Below are 16,842 nucleotides of genomic sequence, written 5' to 3'. Positions count from 1 at the left end.
CCCCATTTCGGGGCCCTCGCCACTCCACCCTTGCTTGAGAATCCAATCCAATCCTACCTCTCTGCCGACCCGCTCCACCATAGCTTAGTTTAGCCACTCAGTGGCCGGACTTTGGGGGCCAGCTCAGTGGGAGCAGCGGTTGCGGGCAGATCGGCGTGAGCGCGAAGCACACTTTGTGGCGATCCACTTCCTCGCAGCAGAGGCAAACCATGAGAGTGATCCAGATGGCCCGCGTGATTACGGTTCACTCTTGGCTCCATGGGGTGGCTCAGATTCTGCCCTCGGAAGCCCATTCGCCGACGGACTCGACTACCGACCCCAGAATGGGTCATTCACTCTCGAGGAACCGAATGCTCGGCGAATTTCGCTCTTCCGCGTCGATCGTTTGATTGCATCGGATCGACGGTGGCCGCGGTGGGAGTCGAGCGATGAATATGCACGCAAGTTTCCAGAGCAGGAAGTGCCTCCCCATGGCTACGAATAAGACAAGGCGAACCCCGAAGATAGCTTCGGGCGGTAGCCCCGAAGTTATCGGTTGTTGAACGGGCCCAGGCGGGTTGGGCGGGCGGTGTGGCTATCGCTCTTGCGGTTTCAATCCGCGTCTGTGCATCCCGCTTGTCGGTTTTCACGCGATCGCCGGAGCGCGTGGGGATGAGCGAGGGGGCGATGACCTCGCAACGCACGCCCATCTGCCGGAGCCTGCGGGCAATCCAGAAGCCGCAGCCGCTGGCCTCGTAACAGACGTGGAGGTCGGAGAGCTTGCGGCCTTGCTGTTTGGCGATGCGGCGCAGGGCGCGCTCCAGCGCGTGCGGGGAGGTGGTGACCGATCCATAGAGACGGGGTCCCGCCTCGCGGGAGGCCTCCAGGATCGCGATGACCGTTTGTTCTTTATGGACGTCGCGTCCGAGGTAGAGTGTGCGGGTCGTGTCTGAGTTCGTTTTCATTCGTAGCGATCGATTGATGTTGGATAGGTCGCCGCGACCTCGTGTCGGGGCGATAGCCCACGGATTGAACCAGCCACGACACCTCCTTTCCAACCTTCAACCCACCCCGGAGGCGCCCGATTGCTTCAAGTCGCAGCCATAGGGTCTCGCCAGAAATGGAGACTCCGCTCAGCACAATTGAACTGGCTTTCGACGGGGTCGAGCGCCCCGAAAAGCTGACGTTGCATGTGGCGGAGGAACACGACAATTACGACTACGACAATGACGGCATGCATAGGCAGCGAGATCATGTTGGGCGCTGGCAGGATGTCCCCGAAGAGCATCTCTTGCGGTGTGTCGATGGACTTAGTCATTTAGCGGCCGATGGCGTGCCCTACTACCTCCCCGCGGCAATGCGATGGGTTATTCGGAACTTTCGCGACACAGATTCTCGTCTGGTTGATTGGACGATTTACCAGCTCGCTCCCAACCGAGAAGACAAGAATCTCTCTGAACGCTACGATCGTCGATTTGCGCGGTTTACGATGCCACAGTGGCGAGCCTGTGAGGCATTCTTGGACTATCTTTTGAGCGAGGATACCGATGGCGACTACATCGACGCGAAAGTCGCACGAGAGGCGCGCTCTGAAGTCCGTTCGAAGATCAAACAAGGCGAACAGGCGTGGGTGGACAACCCGCTACCCCGCCGCGATTCGGAGATTGAATCGTGATTAGAACCCTTTACCCTGAGTCAAACTGGCGCTCCCGGTAGCGGGTGCCGCCACTTCGACGTTGTGCGCCGAGCGAAGCGAGGCGCTTCTGATCTGGTGAGAGTCCAGATATGACAAAACCTAGCCGGTAGTCATTACCGAGTGTTGCGATGAAGTCAGCTAACTCATGGAAATGTCGCGGCAGAAACCGCGTGAACAACAAAATCCCGGAGGACGTGCCCGTCACGTCCCATGGATGGGGCTGAAGGCCTCGCGCAGCGTGCCGCTGCGCGACCAGGTCGTCACGCTGTCCCGCAAGCTGCAAGGGCACTGGAACGACTTCGGAGTGATCGGGAATTCGGTGCGTTTGTGGCAACTGCTGCATCACGTCCGGCGCTTGGCCTTCAAATGGTGGAACCGCCGCAGCCAGCGACGCAGTTTCACCTGGGCGGAGTTTGCCGAAGCGTGGGAGCGGTGGAAGATGCCGCGGCCGAAGATCTTGGAAACCCCATGGCCCTGAAGCTGGCGGGAGGCTCGACAAGCCGGGAGAGCATGAGTAAACGATGAAGTCAGAAACAGCAACCAACGGCGTCGCGGAATCGAAGCGCGTCCATCCGAGGAGCCCGGTGCGGTAACTCCGCACGCCGGGATCTGCGAGGGGCGCCGGATGACCGGCGTCCCTACCTCAATGCCAAAAACAATTCCGAAATGAAACTTGAAGGAGACTACGCAGTCGATCCAAGTCAGCGGGGCCATCGGATCGCTTCTGGAGTAGTCTACGGGCTCTGGGTCACACTCGCACTGCACAACCAGGGATTGGGCCAGGCATTCAAAACTGCTGCGTATTTCTTGCTTCCGCTCGCCTGCATTTGGTGTCCGGATTCGATGGCCTCCTATACAGGTGTTCTTTGGGGCAGGGGTAGATTGATTGATGAGAGATCCCATCCTGTGTTTTTGCGGTGGGCTGGATGGTTTCTGCTGCTACTTGCCCCCTCGATCGTATTCTTGATGGCTTGGCGGGCGGGATAGAATAAAGACGGCGAACAAGGCGTCGCCCAACCCCGCTACCCGCCGCGAGTCGGAGCTTGAGGATGGGTGAGTGGCTTGTATCCTGAATCGGGATGGCGCTCCGGTAGCGGGGCTGGGTGGCCCATGACGTTGCTAGTTCGCTTCGCTCTGGATCCTCGACACCGCCGCGCCACCGCGCCACCGCTCTAACGTTCGGCAGAAAATGAAGAAAGTCCTCATCGGTGAGTGCCCGTCATGTGAGGCGAGATTGGAGATTCGATTGTCTCGCTGGGCAGAGGAGCCAGCAGCCCGGCCTGAAGGGTGCCACCGATGCGGTGCCGTCTTGCAGGTCCAGCCCATTCGGCCTCGATCCACAGTGCTAGCCCGAATAGGCTCATTCCTGGTTGCTTACGCCCTCTTTCAGTTGATCGATCCCACGCCAGGCGGCGCGATATTTGGTGTTTTGGCCTACATGCTGACCCTTTTGATTATCAATCGCACGATTGGTCGGCCTGAGCTGGTCCCATTTACCGCACCAAGGAACTTCTTGTCATCCGAGCTTCAAGAGTCGCAGCCACGACGGTTAGGCGCAAACAAGCAAGCCGAATCGGGTAGGCGGGGGATTCTAACCCCCGCCCCCCACACCACCGGCCATACGGATCCGTAGCACGGCGGTTCCAATGCGTCATGCCGTCCCGACGGTGTCTTTCGGACCGTCAGGATAGCGAATGCTTTCCCATTGCTTCACGAGGTCGGGAACCTCTTGGTCGTGCAACCACACGTCGGTCATCGCCCGATGCACGATGCTGTTGCGGCTCACCCTCCAATGGCCTTTCCGGCTGCGGCTGGCCATATGCACCTCGTCCCGGCCGATGCCGAGCGCGAGAAGCTTCCGCCGGCGCGTGCGCGGCCTGCCCCACTGTTTCCAGTGGTAGAGCCTCACCCGCCTCCGCAGCCATCAATCCAGTTCGACGATTTCATGATAAGGAATACCAAGGGCGTAGTAGTTGACCGCCCCGCGCAGGTAGCGTTGCAGGTCCTCCATCACCCGCTGCGGGGCGACGCCCCGCGTGCGCTTGGTGATGACCCGGACCCGCTCCTTGAGCTTCTCCCGGCTCCGATCCGTCCAGCGGACCTTCTCGCCCAGGATGCGAAACCCAAGGAACGACGCTTCAGCGAGCGGAACCACTTTGCTCTTGGCTTCGTTGACCGTCAGCCTCAGTCGCCGCGAGATCCACCGCGTGACGCTCGCGAGCACCCCCCCCTGCCCGCTTCGAGTTGGAGCTTGAGGGTGGGTTCGGATCTGCCACCCTGAATCGGGCATCGGCTCCAGCAGCGGGGCTGGGTGTCCTCTGACGTTCACCATAGATTCCCAATGCATCTCCCTGAACAGATCGAAAGCGAGCGGCTCATTATTCGAGTTGCACGTCCGGGAGATGGGAAGCTCTTCAATCAGGCAATTACCGAGTCTCTAGATCATCTGTCTCCTTGGTTGGCGTGGGTGACACCTCCGCCCACCATCGAGGAATCCGAGGAGTCGTGCAGGAGAGCCTACGGGCGATTCCATCTTAATGAAGATTTGATGGTCTTCTTCTTCACCAAGGATTGCGGTTCCCTGATCGGAGGAAGCGGGCTTCACGATGTGGATTGGGAACTCGGCCGATTCGAAGTTGGTTACTGGGGGAGGACCTCCTTTTGCGGGAGAGGATTGATCACCGAGGGCGTAAGGTCGCTGAGTCGCCATGCGCTCGACTATCTGGGGGCCTCCCGCGTTTTCCTGACGACAGACGACCTCAACACAGCAAGTTGGCGTTTGGCCGAACGAGCCGGTTTCGAGCTTGAAGGCACCATCCGGAACGACCGTCGGAACTTGCATGGTAATCTCCGCAATACGCGGGTATACTCCATAATCCAAAAAGGCGAACAAGGCTCACCACAATCCGCTACCCGTTCGGATTCGGAGGGTGGCGACAAACCTCAACCAAAATCGGAGGGGGGCTCCCGGTAGCGGGTGCCAGGCCTCGGACGTTGCCTAGAAACAAATCCACGACTTGTGACAATCTCTCCACTGCCGCTAATGCACAATGTGGGCATCGTAGTCGAAGACCTCGATGCTGCCATTTCGTTCTTCACTGAACTCGGTCTGGCTCTTGAAGGTCGAATGCGCATCGAAGGAGAATGGTCTGGTCGCGTCACCGGAGTGCGTGATCAGCGCGTTGAGGCCGCGATGATGCGCACTCCCGACGGCCACAGCCGCCTCGAACTTTCGCGCTTTGAAGCTCCAGCTATCGCGTCCGATCACCGCACCGCACCTGTGAACTCATTGGGATACCTGCGCGTCATGTTCACCGTCGGAGACATCGACGACACTCTCGCGCGACTAAGCAAGCTTGGTGCGACGGTGGTCGATGAAGTCGTCGACTACGAAGGCATTTACCGGCTCTGTTACATTCGTGGACCAGAGGGCATTTTGATCGGGATCGCCGAAGAACTCGGACGGAAGTCCTGAGCCATACGTCAAGGAATGAAGAAGGCTACAGTCGCAGCACCCAACCGCCTGACCCGCTCCGAGTCGAATTTTTCCCGTGATTACAACTCTCAACCCCCAGTCCACGCGCGGCCGCCGTCAGGCGGTTGGTGTGCTATGACATTCGCTTCAGAAATATGCTCACCCGTGAAGCTATAGCCGAAGTCGAGCGCATCGAGAACGCTTGTCGTAGTTGAAGTGGTCCTGAACCCCTTGTCTGCGTCCCTCTGCGAAATCCGCGGCGATCCCGCGGCGATCCCATGATCCGGCTTCTTCCTCCGCCCGCCAATCTCCCAAATCCCGGCCGGGTCTTCCCCACCCTTGCAGCGAACGCCGGGCGGTGCATGCTGGCGGCACGACATGGAATTGAACCCGCTCGGCCTCGCCATCCTCATCATCCTGCTGCTGCTCTGGAACCTCGATTTCGTGGTCACCCTGCTCAACCTCCGCGCCCTCAGGCCCGAGGTGCCGGCCGAGTTCGAGGGCATCCTCGACCCCGCCGAGCACGCCAAGTCGCTCGACTACACCCGCGCCAGCGCCCGCTTCGGGATCATCGAATCGCTCGTCTCCCTCTTCGCCCTCCTCGTCTTCTGGCTCGCGGGCGGCTTCGGCTGGCTCGACCAGTTCTGCCGCGGCTGGCTCGGCGACGGCATCCCGGCCGGCCTCGCTTTCCTCGGCATCCTTTTCCTCGCCAACCACCTCATCCACCTGCCGCTCTCCATCTACTCGACCTTCGTCATCGAGGAACGCTTCGGCTTCAACCGAATGACACCGAAGCTCTTCATCGCCGATGAAATCAAGGGCCTCCTCCTCGCCACCATCCTCGGCCTGCCGCTCCTGGCCGGTGTCCTGTGGATTTTCCGCAGCGTGCCGAATGCGTGGCTGTGGGCGTGGCTTCTTTTCACCACCGTCCAGCTGCTGCTCACCTGGCTCGCACCCTCGCTCATCCTGCCGCTCTTCAACAAATTCGAGCCGATGGAAGACGGCGAAACCCGCCGCGAGATCGAGACCATGGCCGACCAGTGCGGCTTCCCCCTCGGTGAAATCTCGGTCATGGACGGCTCCAAGCGATCGACCAAGGCCAACGCCTACTTCACCGGCTTCGGGAAAACGAAGAAGATCGCCCTCTACGACACCCTCGTCGAGGAGCAGACCACCGACGAACTCGTCGGCGTGCTCGCCCACGAGATCGGCCACTTCAAGTGCCGCCACATCCTCCAACGCATCGGCATGGCCATCGTCCAGACCGCCGTGCTGTTCTTCCTTTTGGGAAAAGTCATCGATCCCGGCTCCGCCTTCGCCCGCGGGCTCTTCGATGCCTTCTTCGTCGCCGAGATCTCCCCGCACGTCGGCCTCGTGCTTTTCGCCATCCTCTTCACCCCCGTCAGCCGCATCCTCGGCGTCCTGGGCAATGTCTGGTCGCGCAAGCACGAGTTCGAGGCCGATGCCTATGCCGCCAAGGTCACCGGCAAGCCCGAGTCGCTCATCTCCGCGCTGAAGAAGCTTTCCGTCAAAAACCTCTCCAATCTCACCCCCCACCCTGCCCGCGTCTTCCTCGATCACTCGCACCCGCCGGTCCTCGTCCGCATCGCCGCGCTTAGGACGCTGTGACCGGCGAAATTGACCCTGCGCGTTCCCAACCCTAGCCTCGCACCATGAGCGTGAAAGAAATCGAGGTCGCCATCGAGCGGCTCAACCCGGAAGAGCTGTCCGCCTTTCGCGAGTGGTTCACGCACTACGAGGCCGCTCGCTGGGATGCTACCATCGAGATGGATGCCGCCACCGGGCGCCTCGACGACCTGGCCACCGAAGCTCTTGCCGACCTTCGTTCCGGAAACGTCCGCGAGCGATGAAACACCTCACGACTCCCCGATTCTGGCAAGCCTACGATCGTCTGCCCGAGAAAGTTCGGACCATCGCCGACGCCAATTTCGAACTCCTCAAGAACGATCCCTACCACCCTTCGCTTCATTTCAAAAAGGTCGGCCGCTTCTGGTCCGTCCACGCCGGCATCAAGTATCGCGCCTTGGCCGTCCAGGAGGACGACGCGATCGTCTGGTTCTGGATTGGCAGCCACGCCGACTACGACAAACTTCTTTCCTGACAACCACCATGTTCACCGCCGATCCCCACCGCTACGATGGCCGCATGCCCTACCGCCGCTGCGGGAAGTCCGGACTGCTTCTTCCCGAGATTTCCCTCGGCTGCTGGCACAACTTCGGCCACGCCGACGACCAGCACGAAGCTCGCGCCATCCTGCGCCGAGCCTTCGACCGCGGCATCACCCACTTCGACCTCGCCAACAACTACGGCCCGCCCTACGGCAGCGCCGAGGAAAACGTCGGCCGCTACCTTGCCGAGGACTTCGCCTGCCATCGCGACGAGCTGGTGATTTCCTCCAAAGCCGGCCACGACATGTGGCAGGGGCCCTACGGCGAATGGGGCTCGCGCAAGCACCTCTTCTCCTCCCTCGACCAGTCGCTTCGCCGCCTGCGCCTCGACTACGTCGATATCTTTTACTCCCACCGTCCGGATCCGGACACCCCCCTTGAGGAAACCATGGGTGCCCTCGCCACCGCGGTCCAACAGGGCAAGGCGCTCTACGCCGGCCTCTCGAAATACCCGCCCAAGAAACTCAAGCGCGCCGTCGCCCTCCTCAAGGACATGGGCGTCCGCTGCCTGATCTACCAGCCCCCCTACTCCATCCTCAACCGCTGGCCCGAAAGCAAAGGCATCCACGACTGGCTCGACGAGAAGGGCATCGGCTCCATCGTCTTCAGCCCGCTCGCCCAAGGCATGCTCACCGGCAAGTACACCGACGGCATCCCGGAAGGCTCCCGCGCCGCCCGCGCCGAGGGGTTTCTCCAAACCAACCAGGTCGAGGAACAACACCAGAAACTCATCGCCCTCGACGGCCTGGCCAAGGAAGCCGGCATGCCGCTCCACCACCTCGCCCTGCGCTGGGTCCTCGCGAAAAGACCGGTCGTCTCCGCCCTCATCGGAGCCCGCACCGTCGCCCAGCTCGACGACTCCCTCGCCGCCCTCCAGGCTCCCGAACTCGACAAGGCCCTCCTCGCCCGCATCGACGAAATCAGCCCCGCATGACCGGGCGTTTCCCCGCCGGCTACTACGACTGCCGTTTTTCCTGGGAAAACGGAGCACCCGACTGGCCGGCGTTCGCCATCGTCACCGCCCACAACCCCATGGATCGGCGCTGGAGCGGGCGCATGAACCGCGCCGCCGACCACCGCCTCCGCCGCTTGCTGGAAAGAAGGCTCCTGGCGCATGTCCGGGTCACCTGCTCGTCACCCGACGGCTCCCACGCCGAACCCGGCTGGGCCGTCCGCTCCGACCGCGACACCGCCCTCGCCATCGCCCGCCGCTACAAGCAACGCGCGATCTGGTGGATCGAGCACGGTGACCTCCACCTCGTGAGCTGTAGGGAACACCACTCCGAACGGGTCGGCGTGTGGAACGCGAGCTTCAGCCCGCCGCCGGAAGATGCGAGCTGAAGCTCGCGTTCCAATCAGCCCACGAACCTCTGCACGATCGGCATCCGGCGGCCGATGCCGAAGGCCTTCGAGGTCACGCGGATACCCGGGGCGGCTTGCTGGCGTTTCCACTCGTTGAGGTCCACGCGGCGCTGGATCCAGCGGACGAGCGTCTCGTCGTGGCCGGCGGCGACGATGTCGTCCACCGACAGCTGCTTCTCGACATACATCTCGAGGATGGCGTCGAGGACCTCGTATTCCGGCAGCGTGTCCTGGTCCTTCTGATCCGGCCGCAGCTCGGCGCTCGGCGGCTTGTCGATGGTGTTCCACGGGATCACTTCGCGCTCGCGGTTGAGCCAGCGGCAGACTTCGTAAACCTTGGTCTTCGGCAGGTCGGAGATCACCGCCAGGCCGCCGCACATGTCGCCGTAGATCGTGCAGTAGCCAACCGCCAGCTCGCTCTTGTTGCCGGTGGTGAGCAGCAGGTGCCCGAACTTGTTGGAGAGCGCCATCAGGAGCACGCCGCGGATCCGCGCCTGCATGTTCTCCTCGGTCACGTCCGAGGCCTGGCCCTCGAACAAGGGAGCCATCGTCGATTTCACCTCGCAGAAGATGTCCGAGATCCCGATCTCGTCGCAGCGGATCCCGAGGTTGGCCGCGAGCGCGAAGGAGTCGACGACGCTGCCACCGGAGGAGTACGGGCTCGGCATGGTCAGGCCGTGGACGTTTTCCGAGCCCAGCGCCTCGGCCGCCACCGCGGCGGTCAGGGCGGAGTCGATCCCGCCGCTCAGGCCGAGGCAGACCGAGGAAAACCCGGTCTTTCCCGCGTAGTCGCGCAAGCCGAGCACGAGCGCCTTCCACAGGTCCTCCGCATCACAGGCGGGCGGATCTACGGTGGATGCCGTATTTTCGAGATCCACCACAACGGTCGCCTCCTCGAAGGCCGGCCCCTCGAACACGATCCCCTTGCCGGGCATCGCGACCAGCGAGTTGCCATCGAAGACGAGCTGGTCGTTCGCGCCGATGCTGTTGCAGTAAACCAGCGGCACCTTCGCACCGTCGCAGACCTCGGCGATCATCTTCCGCCGCACCGCCGGCTTGCCGCAGTGGTAGGGCGAGGCGGAGAGGTTGAGCAGCAGGTCGATGCCCTTCTCCACCAGCTCATCGACCGGCTCCCGGTCGTAGAGCGGGCGCAGCAGGTAGGCATCGGTCCAGATGTCCTCGCAGATCGTCACGCCGAGGCGCAGGCCGTTCCACTCGATCGGCTCGCTGTTTTCCGAGGGCTCGAAATAGCGCCACTCGTCGAACACATCGTAGGTCGGCAGGAGCGTCTTCCAGCGCTTTTCCCGCACCGCGCCTTCGTGAAGGAAGGCGGCGGAATTGCGCAGGTCCTGGCCGCGGTCCTCGGGGTCGTTGAAATCGATGTAGCCGACCAGCAGCGGCACTTCGCCGATCTCCCCTGCCAGGTAATCGAGGGCCTGCAGGCATTTCGGCACGAAGGCGCTCTTCAGCACCAGGTCGCGCGGCGGATAGCCGACGAGGCTCATCTCCGGGCTGACCACCAGCTCGGCGCCTTGGTCGAGACAGGCGCGGTAGGCCGCGAGGAGCCGCTTGGCGTTGCCGGGAAAGTCGCCGACGATGGCGTTGATTTGGGCGATACCGATCTTCATGCGGGGACGCGGCATCCCACACGCCGCAGTTGGTTTTGGACAATGACTAAATGCCGGGGCGGGCGGGAAATAGGATCGGACCGGAGGTTCCCTGAGAACGCGGAATTTCAGGAACTCGGAGCGCGTCGCTGGCGCAGCGAGCCGGGGTCTTCCTGAGCCGCCAGCCGGAGGCGGCGAACTCTCCTCGCAAGCCGGAGGCTTGCGCCCCACCTCAGATGCCGCCCAGCGGATCGCGCGTCTGCTCTCGCTGGGTGGTCGGGGAAACCGAGGCGCTGCCGAAGGTGACCACCGAGCCAATCCCGGCTCCGTGCCCGCCTCCGAGGCGGCTTTCACAGGGGATCACGGGGAAGGTATGCACTTCCCGCCGCCGGATCAGCCAGCGCGCGATCAGCCCGGCGAACACGGCCAGCACCAGCACCACCGCCGGCACCCCCACCTCGCCGGACATTTTCTGCAGAGCCGATCGCCAATCGGGCACCTGCTCGGGAGGCGGAACATCCTTGGGTTTCGCGGGCGGCGGCTGCTCGGACGGAGGAGCGGCGGCAAGCCCCACCGATTGCTCCACCCAGTAAATGCGGATCGCCATCTGGACGCAGAAAGCCTCCAGCTGGTCGTAGGAATTGCCTTTCTCCTCCGCCGCCCGGACGGATTGGACCAGGATCCGATTGGCATCGGCCGGGCTGACTTTTCCCTTCAGGTCGGGGCTGAACTCGACCAGCGCCCGCTTTGGCTCGCCGAGGAAATACAACGCGATGAGCGCCGGTTTTTCCGCCGATGAGAACCGCTCGCCCAGTTCCTCGATGCGCACGCCTTCCGGCAGCTGCTGGTCGCCCTCAAAAAGCAGGAGATAGAAATCGATCTGCGAGTCCTCCGAGTGGTAGCGCAGGAATTTCTCCCGTTCCTTCCGTTCATCGGCGGGCAGGAGATTCTGCGGGTCCATCAGGAACCCGCTGGGCGGATCGGCGAAATACTGCTCCAGCACTCCGCCGGGAACCGGCTTGCTGCCGCCCTCGGCCGACTCGATCTGCTCCTGTCCGGAGACCGGCAACGCCGCCAACAACCCGCAAAGCCAAAGCCATTTCATGCCGCACCTCCTTTCCGCCGGCGCCCGAGGCGCTTGGCCCGCCGGGCCCGCTTGATCAGCACGCGGGTGAGTTCCTGGATCACCCTCACGATGCCGTCCGCGTAGTGCTCCTCCACCCAGTAGGCGTGCGCGCGGCTCAGCGCCAGGAAGGTATCGTCCTCGCCGAGATGGCCGTCCAGCCGGTAGCCCCAGGTCATGCCGGCCTGCCGGGCATCGGGATCGATCACCAACAGGACGCCGCCCTCGCGGGATCGTCCGGTTTGCAAATCCGTGAAGTTGGCCCGGTTGAGCAGCCAGAAGCCGTGCTGCCGCAGATCGCCCCCCCGCGGCGGGCGGCCGGTGTGCACAGCGAACCAGAGCTGCGGGAACTTCCGCTCGAAGTGATCGATCGCCCGCTGCACGTGATCGTGCGCATGCCTCGTCATCAGGCCTGCCTTGTCGTCGAGGCGCTCGATTTCCGGCCCCTCGGTCCCGTAAAGCTCATCGGCCGCCGACAAGGAGAAGGCGCAGTGAGGACAGACCTCCGCCCCCCGATGGATGACCTGGACGCAGCGTGGACACTTCATGAAATCTTCGCCCCTGAAGCTATCCCCCGCTCTAACGCCCGGTCAAATGAAGGGATCGATTTTCGCGCCGCGGACCGGGAAAACCTTCTCCACGGCCCTGAAATTCCCGCTTTCGGAAATGCCCGGCGTCGCGCATCCTATCCGCGCCATGTTCCGCGTCGCCCTTTTCCTGCTCCTTGCCACCCGGATGCTCGTCGCCGTGCCGCTGCCGGCCGGCGATGACGGCGTGCGCGTGGCGGTTCTCGGCTATCACGATTTCTCGGAAACGGAGCCTCAGACCGAGATGCTCATCCGCACCTCGAAGTTCCGCGAGCAGATGCAGGCCCTTCAGGACCTGGGCATCCCGGTCATCGCCATGCAGGATTTCGAGGCCTGGCGCCGCGGCGAAAAGAAAATCCCGAAGCAGTGCGCGGTGATCACCATCGATGACGGCTGGAAGGCTGTTTACACCGATGCCTACCCGATCCTGAAGGAGTTCGGCTACCCGTTCACCCTGTTCCTTTACAAGAACTACATCGATGGCGGCGGCAAGGCACTAACCTCGGCGATGATCGAGGAGATGCAGCAGCACGGCGCCTCCATCGGATCGCACTCCGTTTCCCACCCCTACCCGGCCACTGTGAAAAAGCACTTCCGCGAGGGTCCGGCGGCCTACGAGAAATTCCTTCGTACCGAGTTCGGCGAGTCGAAGGAATACCTCGAATCGAAGTTCCACCAGCCGGTGACCACCTTCGCCTATCCCGGCGGCTATCACACCCAGGAGATGTATCCGATCGCCCACGAGCTCGGCTACCGGCACCTCTTCACCGTGATCCCCGACAAGGTCACGCGCGACAGCGACGACCTCCAGCTCCCCCGCTACGTCGTGCTCGGCACCCACGATCACATCTTCGACCTCGCCGTGCGCTTTGGCGCGGGGGCTTCCTCGCCGCTGCTCTCGTCCCAGCCGCTGCCCTATCCGGTGACTCCGGAGCCGGGGGCGATGATCGAAAACCGCACGCCCGTGCTTTCCGCCAACCTCGCCGGGGTCCAGGACCTCGACCCGAAATCCCTGACCATGAAGGTCGCCGGCTTCGGCCAGGTTCCCGCCACCTTCGATGCGGAGGCCGGCAAGCTGCAGTGGAAGATCAACCGTCCCCTGCGCGCGGAGACCTGCCAGGTGCTGGTTTCCTGGAAGAACAAGGCGGGCAAGGCGGTCGAGGAACCGCTGCGCTGGACCTTCCGCCTCGATCCCGAAGGCTCCTACATGCCGCTGAACTGAGCCGCCCTCCTTCAACCCTTCATTCCATTCCGCCTTCATGTTTTCCGCGCTTTCCGATTCGCTCGACAAGACCTTCCGCAACCTCCGCGGGGTCGGGAAAATCTCCGAAAAAAACATCGCCGACGCGCTCCGCGAAATCCGCCTCGCGCTGCTTGAGGCCGACGTCGAGTTCACCGTCGCCAAGACCTTCATCGAGCACGTCAAGGAGCAGGCCATGGGCGCCGAGGTGCTCAAGTCGGTCAAACCCGGCGAGCAGATCGTCAAGATCTTCCACGACGAGCTGGCCGAGCTGCTCGGCGGCGACCAGGTCCCGCTCGAACTCGAAGGCGAGGCCCGCATCCTCCTCTGCGGCCTGAACGGCGCGGGCAAGACCACCACCGCCGGCAAGCTCGCCGGCCGCCTCAAGCGCGAGGGCCGCCGGCCGTTACTCGTCGCCTGCGACCTCTACCGCCCGGCCGCCATCGACCAGCTGGCCACCGTCGCCAGCCAGGTCGAGGTGCCCGTTTACACGCCCGATGCCTCGGAAACGGACGTCGTCAAGGTCGCCACCGACGCCCTCGCATGGGCCGCGACCCAGCCGCACGATGTCGTCATTTTCGACACCGCCGGCCGCCAGGAGATCGACGAGCGCCTGGTCGAGGAACTCAAGCGGCTCCACGCCTTCCTATCCCCCGGGGAAACCCTGCTCGTCGCCGATGCCGCCACCGGCCAGGGCGCGGTCTCGGTCGCCCGGCATTTCGACGAAGCCGTCTCCATCACCGGCATCATCCTCACCAAGCTCGACTCCGATGCCCGCGGCGGTGCCGCGCTGTCGATGCGCGCCGTCACCGGCAAGCCGATCAAGTACGTCGGCGAAGGCGAGAAGCTCGACCAGCTGTTCGAGTTCCACCCCGACCGCATGGCCGACCGCATTCTCGGCATGGGCGACGTGGTCGGCATGGTCGAGCAGGTCGCCGCCCGCATCGACGAGAAGGACGCCATGAAGTCGATCGAGCGCCTGTCCACGGGCCAGTTCGACTTTTACGACTTCCTCGACCAGATGAAGATGATCGGCAAGCTGGGCGACATGAAGGGCCTGATGGCGCTGATGCCCGGCTTCAACAAGATCAAGAAGCAGCTGCCCGACGCCGCCTTCGATCCGAAGCGCATGAAACGTACGGAAGCCATCGTACTTTCCATGACGCCCGACGAGCGTCGCCGTCCGGAAATCATCAAGGCCTCCCGCCGCCGCCGCATCGCCGCCGGCTCGGGCGTGGACGTCATCGAGGTCAACCGCCTGCTCAAGCAGTTCGGCGAAATGCGCAAGATGATGCGCTCGCCGAACAAGATGAAGAAAATGATGGGCGGCATGCCCGGCATGGGCGGCGGAAAGCCCGGCAAGGGCGGTTTCCCCGGCATGGGAGGATTTCCCGGGCTCGGCAAGGGCGGCGGCATGCCCGACATGAGCCAGCTCGGCGACCTCGGAGACCTGGGCGACATCGACAGCCTGCTCAAGGGCATGGGCGGCAAGAAGCGGCGCTAGTCCCGCGCCTTGGAGGCGTGCATCAGTGCCCCGAACAGCAGCAGCGGTGGACCTTCCCTACCGGCAGCTTCCCCTCACGGAAGTCCCGGTAGATTTCCTCGGCCGAGCCCTCACGGGTGGAGACCAGCACCCGGATGCCGGCCGCCTTCAACATGTTGGCCGCACGGTCGCCGATGCCGCCGCAGATCACGATCGAGCAATCGCCCAGCAGCTCGGCCACGGCACGGTGATGGTCCTCATGATGAGACCCTTCCGGATCTTCCGGGCGGGTGTTCACGCGGTAAACCGGATGATCGAAGGGCAGCGAGGTTTCCGTGAAAACGGCAAACACGTCGGTGCGGCCGAAGTGGGCGGAAAGCCGACCGAGTTCGGTGGCCACGGCGGTTTTTTTCAGGGTTGGAGGGGTTGGATTCATGATGGAGATTCAGTTTCGCGGGTCGAAATGGGTGGCGTCGTATTCCATGAAACTCGCCGACCCTTGGGCACACAGGTAGCCATCTTGGCGGAGGCTCGACTCCATCCGGTGCAGCCCTGCCTTCGCCCGCTCCTGCCACCCTTCCACCTCCACCGGCGCATCAATGCGGACTTGCCGTAGAAAGCGGATTTTCATGTCAGCCGTGAGGCCGTGGCACCCCAATGAAAACAGGGCGTGTACCATGGCGGCGTCCAGCAGGGTCGCCACCAGGCCTCCATGCAGGATCCCGGCATAGCCCGCCCACTTCGCCTCGGGGTGCCAGCGGCCCATTACCCGGCCGGGCCCATGCGCGCGGAAGCTTGCCTGCAGTCCGATCGTGGAAAGAGGGCCACAGGCGAAACAAGATTCATGAATCGAAGACTTCCTCCTCCGGTTGCGCTCCGCTTCCATGTTTTGAGCATATGCTCATTACGGCGGCTGGCAATCCCGCCATGAGGGCAACTGTGTCAGCGCGCCCGTTCAGGCGCCGCGGTCGATGCGCAGGGCCTCGCCCCGCACCACGCTGCGGGCGACCGCCACCCTTGCCTGCTTGATGATGCGGCCGAAAGTTTGGCGGGAAATCCCCATCCGCCCTGCCGCTTCTTCCTGGCCCAGCCCTTCAAGATCTGCCAGCCGCAGCGCCTCGAACTGGTCGAGGGTCAGTTGGTTTTCCCGCAGTTCACGGAGCGGGATACCGGCGGGTTTGAAATAGGTGGCGGCCGGCGATCCGGAAACCACCCGCGGGCAGATCGGGCGCGGCATGAGCAGACGCTAGCATCGTCGCCGCCCTCGACACGAACCCAATCCTCATTGCCCCGGCCCCCTCATCGCTTCACGCTCCGTCCCGGCCGATGCTCCTCGCCTTCCACAAGCCCCACGACGTCCTCAGCCAGTTCACGCCCGACCATCCCGGCCAGCGGACGCTCGCCGAGTTCGGTTTCCCGGAAAACGTCTGGCCCATCGGCCGCCTCGACCGCGACTCCGAAGGGCTGCTCCTGCTCAGCGACGAAAAGCCGCTGGTCGACCGCCTCCTCAACCCGCGCTCGAAGCAGCCGAAGACCTACCTCGCCCAAGTTGAAGGCCTTCCTTCCCCTGCCGCCTTGGAAAAGCTCTCCAACGGTTCGATCGTCGTCCAAGGCCATCGCTGCGCCCCGGCCCGCGCCGAGTTGCTCGATCCCCAGCCCGACGTCCCCCCGCGTGATCCCCCGATCCGGGTCCGCCGGGAAATCCCGGATCGCTGGATTTCCCTCACCCTCACCGAGGGAAAAAATCGCCAGGTCCGACGCATGACCGCCGCCGCCGGCCACCCGACCCTGCGCCTCGTCCGCGTGGCCATCGGCCAGCTCGAACTCGGCGACCTTGCCGCTGGATCATGGAGAGAATTAACACCCACGGACCGGCGACATGTCGGAGCAGCATGAACCGAGGCAGGTGGCAATAAGCTTCGGCATTGACTCTCGATGCCCTATTCGAACCATCCATCACCATGAAATCATGGACGCCCGTGTTGGTGGCCGCAGTGCTGATCGTGGGAACGGGAGCCCTTGTCGTCATGCGGCCGCGAACCAAAGACTCCACGCCAGGGACAACCGGCATGGACCAGGTCGAGCCCCGGAAAACACGGAA

Annotated in this window: 21 protein-coding genes; 12 read left to right on the top strand and 9 right to left on the bottom strand. The window is 63.3% G+C overall.

Annotation, left to right across the window (positions count from 1 at the left end):
• Positions 1 to 332: 332 nt before the first annotated feature.
• Positions 333 to 944, bottom strand: coding sequence for a hypothetical protein (locus ABXH26_RS01590; protein ID WP_353565272.1), 612 nt, complete (start codon positions 942 to 944; stop codon positions 333 to 335).
• 155 nt (positions 945 to 1,099) lie between these two features.
• Between ABXH26_RS01590 and ABXH26_RS01585 the strand changes: the two genes are divergently transcribed.
• Complete coding sequence (locus tag ABXH26_RS01585) at positions 1,100 to 1,654, top strand: DUF6714 family protein (protein ID WP_353565271.1); 555 nt, start codon at positions 1,100 to 1,102, stop codon at positions 1,652 to 1,654.
• Between the two features lie 235 nt (positions 1,655 to 1,889).
• Positions 1,890 to 2,153, top strand: coding sequence for a hypothetical protein (locus tag ABXH26_RS01580; protein WP_353565270.1), 264 nt, complete (start codon positions 1,890 to 1,892; stop codon positions 2,151 to 2,153).
• Positions 2,154 to 3,326: 1,173 nt separating this feature from the next.
• Here ABXH26_RS01580 and ABXH26_RS01575 read toward each other — a convergent pair.
• Complete coding sequence (locus ABXH26_RS01575; protein ID WP_353565269.1) at positions 3,327 to 3,584, bottom strand: hypothetical protein; 258 nt, start codon at positions 3,582 to 3,584, stop codon at positions 3,327 to 3,329.
• 15 nt (positions 3,585 to 3,599) lie between these two features.
• On the bottom strand, positions 3,600 to 3,899 hold the full coding sequence (locus ABXH26_RS01570) for a group II intron maturase-specific domain-containing protein (protein ID WP_353565268.1): 300 nt from the start codon (positions 3,897 to 3,899) through the stop codon (positions 3,600 to 3,602).
• A gap of 117 nt (positions 3,900 to 4,016) precedes the next feature.
• On the opposite strand from ABXH26_RS01570, the gene ABXH26_RS01565 reads away from it, so the two are divergent.
• From ABXH26_RS01565 to ABXH26_RS01535, 7 genes are all read left to right on the top strand, one after another.
• On the top strand, positions 4,017 to 4,649 hold the full coding sequence (locus tag ABXH26_RS01565; protein ID WP_353565267.1) for a GNAT family N-acetyltransferase: 633 nt from the start codon (positions 4,017 to 4,019) through the stop codon (positions 4,647 to 4,649).
• Between the two features lie 69 nt (positions 4,650 to 4,718).
• Positions 4,719 to 5,150 (top strand): VOC family protein, encoded by a 432-nt coding sequence (locus ABXH26_RS01560; RefSeq protein WP_353565266.1) that lies wholly within the window; start codon positions 4,719 to 4,721, stop codon positions 5,148 to 5,150.
• A gap of 378 nt (positions 5,151 to 5,528) precedes the next feature.
• The gene (locus tag ABXH26_RS01555) at positions 5,529 to 6,779 is read left to right on the top strand and encodes a M48 family metallopeptidase (protein WP_353565265.1); all 1,251 of its coding nucleotides are present in this window, start codon (positions 5,529 to 5,531) and stop codon (positions 6,777 to 6,779) included.
• Between the two features lie 44 nt (positions 6,780 to 6,823).
• Positions 6,824 to 7,021: a hypothetical protein gene (locus ABXH26_RS01550; RefSeq protein ID WP_353565264.1), complete on the top strand. Its 198-nt coding sequence runs from the start codon at positions 6,824 to 6,826 to the stop codon at positions 7,019 to 7,021.
• The gene (locus ABXH26_RS01545; protein ID WP_353565263.1) at positions 7,018 to 7,272 is read left to right on the top strand and encodes a type II toxin-antitoxin system RelE family toxin; all 255 of its coding nucleotides are present in this window, start codon (positions 7,018 to 7,020) and stop codon (positions 7,270 to 7,272) included. Before ABXH26_RS01550 ends, ABXH26_RS01545 begins: the two co-directional genes overlap by 4 nt.
• Positions 7,273 to 7,280: 8 nt before the next feature.
• The gene (locus tag ABXH26_RS01540) at positions 7,281 to 8,273 is read left to right on the top strand and encodes an aldo/keto reductase (protein WP_353565262.1); all 993 of its coding nucleotides are present in this window, start codon (positions 7,281 to 7,283) and stop codon (positions 8,271 to 8,273) included.
• Positions 8,270 to 8,680, top strand: a complete 411-nt coding sequence (locus tag ABXH26_RS01535; RefSeq protein WP_353565261.1) for a DUF3293 domain-containing protein — start codon at positions 8,270 to 8,272, stop codon at positions 8,678 to 8,680. The genes ABXH26_RS01540 and ABXH26_RS01535 overlap by 4 nt, the downstream gene beginning before the upstream one ends.
• A gap of 14 nt (positions 8,681 to 8,694) precedes the next feature.
• Here the strand turns inward: ABXH26_RS01535 and ABXH26_RS01530 are convergent, their stop codons facing one another.
• From ABXH26_RS01530 to ABXH26_RS01520, 3 genes are all read right to left on the bottom strand, one after another.
• Complete coding sequence (locus ABXH26_RS01530) at positions 8,695 to 10,329, bottom strand: NAD+ synthase (protein ID WP_353565260.1); 1,635 nt, start codon at positions 10,327 to 10,329, stop codon at positions 8,695 to 8,697.
• Positions 10,330 to 10,540: 211 nt separating this feature from the next.
• Positions 10,541 to 11,413: a hypothetical protein gene (locus tag ABXH26_RS01525; protein ID WP_353565259.1), complete on the bottom strand. Its 873-nt coding sequence runs from the start codon at positions 11,411 to 11,413 to the stop codon at positions 10,541 to 10,543.
• The gene (locus ABXH26_RS01520) at positions 11,410 to 11,979 is read right to left on the bottom strand and encodes a TPM domain-containing protein (RefSeq protein ID WP_353565258.1); all 570 of its coding nucleotides are present in this window, start codon (positions 11,977 to 11,979) and stop codon (positions 11,410 to 11,412) included. The genes ABXH26_RS01525 and ABXH26_RS01520 overlap by 4 nt, the downstream gene beginning before the upstream one ends.
• Before the next feature lie 46 nt (positions 11,980 to 12,025).
• Between ABXH26_RS01520 and ABXH26_RS01515 the strand changes: the two genes are divergently transcribed.
• Complete coding sequence (locus tag ABXH26_RS01515) at positions 12,026 to 13,240, top strand: polysaccharide deacetylase family protein (RefSeq protein ID WP_353565257.1); 1,215 nt, start codon at positions 12,026 to 12,028, stop codon at positions 13,238 to 13,240.
• Positions 13,241 to 13,277: 37 nt separating this feature from the next.
• Entirely contained in the window at positions 13,278 to 14,762 is a 1,485-nt protein-coding gene (ffh, locus tag ABXH26_RS01510) for a signal recognition particle protein (protein WP_353565256.1), read from the top strand.
• 22 nt (positions 14,763 to 14,784) lie between these two features.
• Here the strand turns inward: ffh and ABXH26_RS01505 are convergent, their stop codons facing one another.
• The 3 genes from ABXH26_RS01505 to ABXH26_RS01495 form a co-directional block, all read right to left on the bottom strand.
• Entirely contained in the window at positions 14,785 to 15,177 is a 393-nt protein-coding gene (locus tag ABXH26_RS01505; protein ID WP_353565255.1) for a NifB/NifX family molybdenum-iron cluster-binding protein, read from the bottom strand.
• 9 nt (positions 15,178 to 15,186) lie between these two features.
• Entirely contained in the window at positions 15,187 to 15,627 is a 441-nt protein-coding gene (locus tag ABXH26_RS01500; protein WP_353565254.1) for a PaaI family thioesterase, read from the bottom strand.
• 69 nt (positions 15,628 to 15,696) lie between these two features.
• On the bottom strand, positions 15,697 to 15,978 hold the full coding sequence (locus ABXH26_RS01495) for a DUF134 domain-containing protein (protein ID WP_353565253.1): 282 nt from the start codon (positions 15,976 to 15,978) through the stop codon (positions 15,697 to 15,699).
• Positions 15,979 to 16,067: 89 nt separating this feature from the next.
• Between ABXH26_RS01495 and ABXH26_RS01490 the strand changes: the two genes are divergently transcribed.
• Positions 16,068 to 16,637: a pseudouridine synthase gene (locus ABXH26_RS01490; RefSeq protein ID WP_353565252.1), complete on the top strand. Its 570-nt coding sequence runs from the start codon at positions 16,068 to 16,070 to the stop codon at positions 16,635 to 16,637.
• Positions 16,638 to 16,842: the final 205 nt, after the last annotated feature.

It is taken from the genome of Haloferula sargassicola, assembly GCF_040362925.1.
Taxonomy (GTDB): domain Bacteria; phylum Verrucomicrobiota; class Verrucomicrobiia; order Verrucomicrobiales; family Akkermansiaceae; genus Haloferula; species Haloferula sargassicola.
Note: the sequence above shows the minus strand (reverse complement) of the source record. Positions and strands in the feature narration are given on the sequence as shown.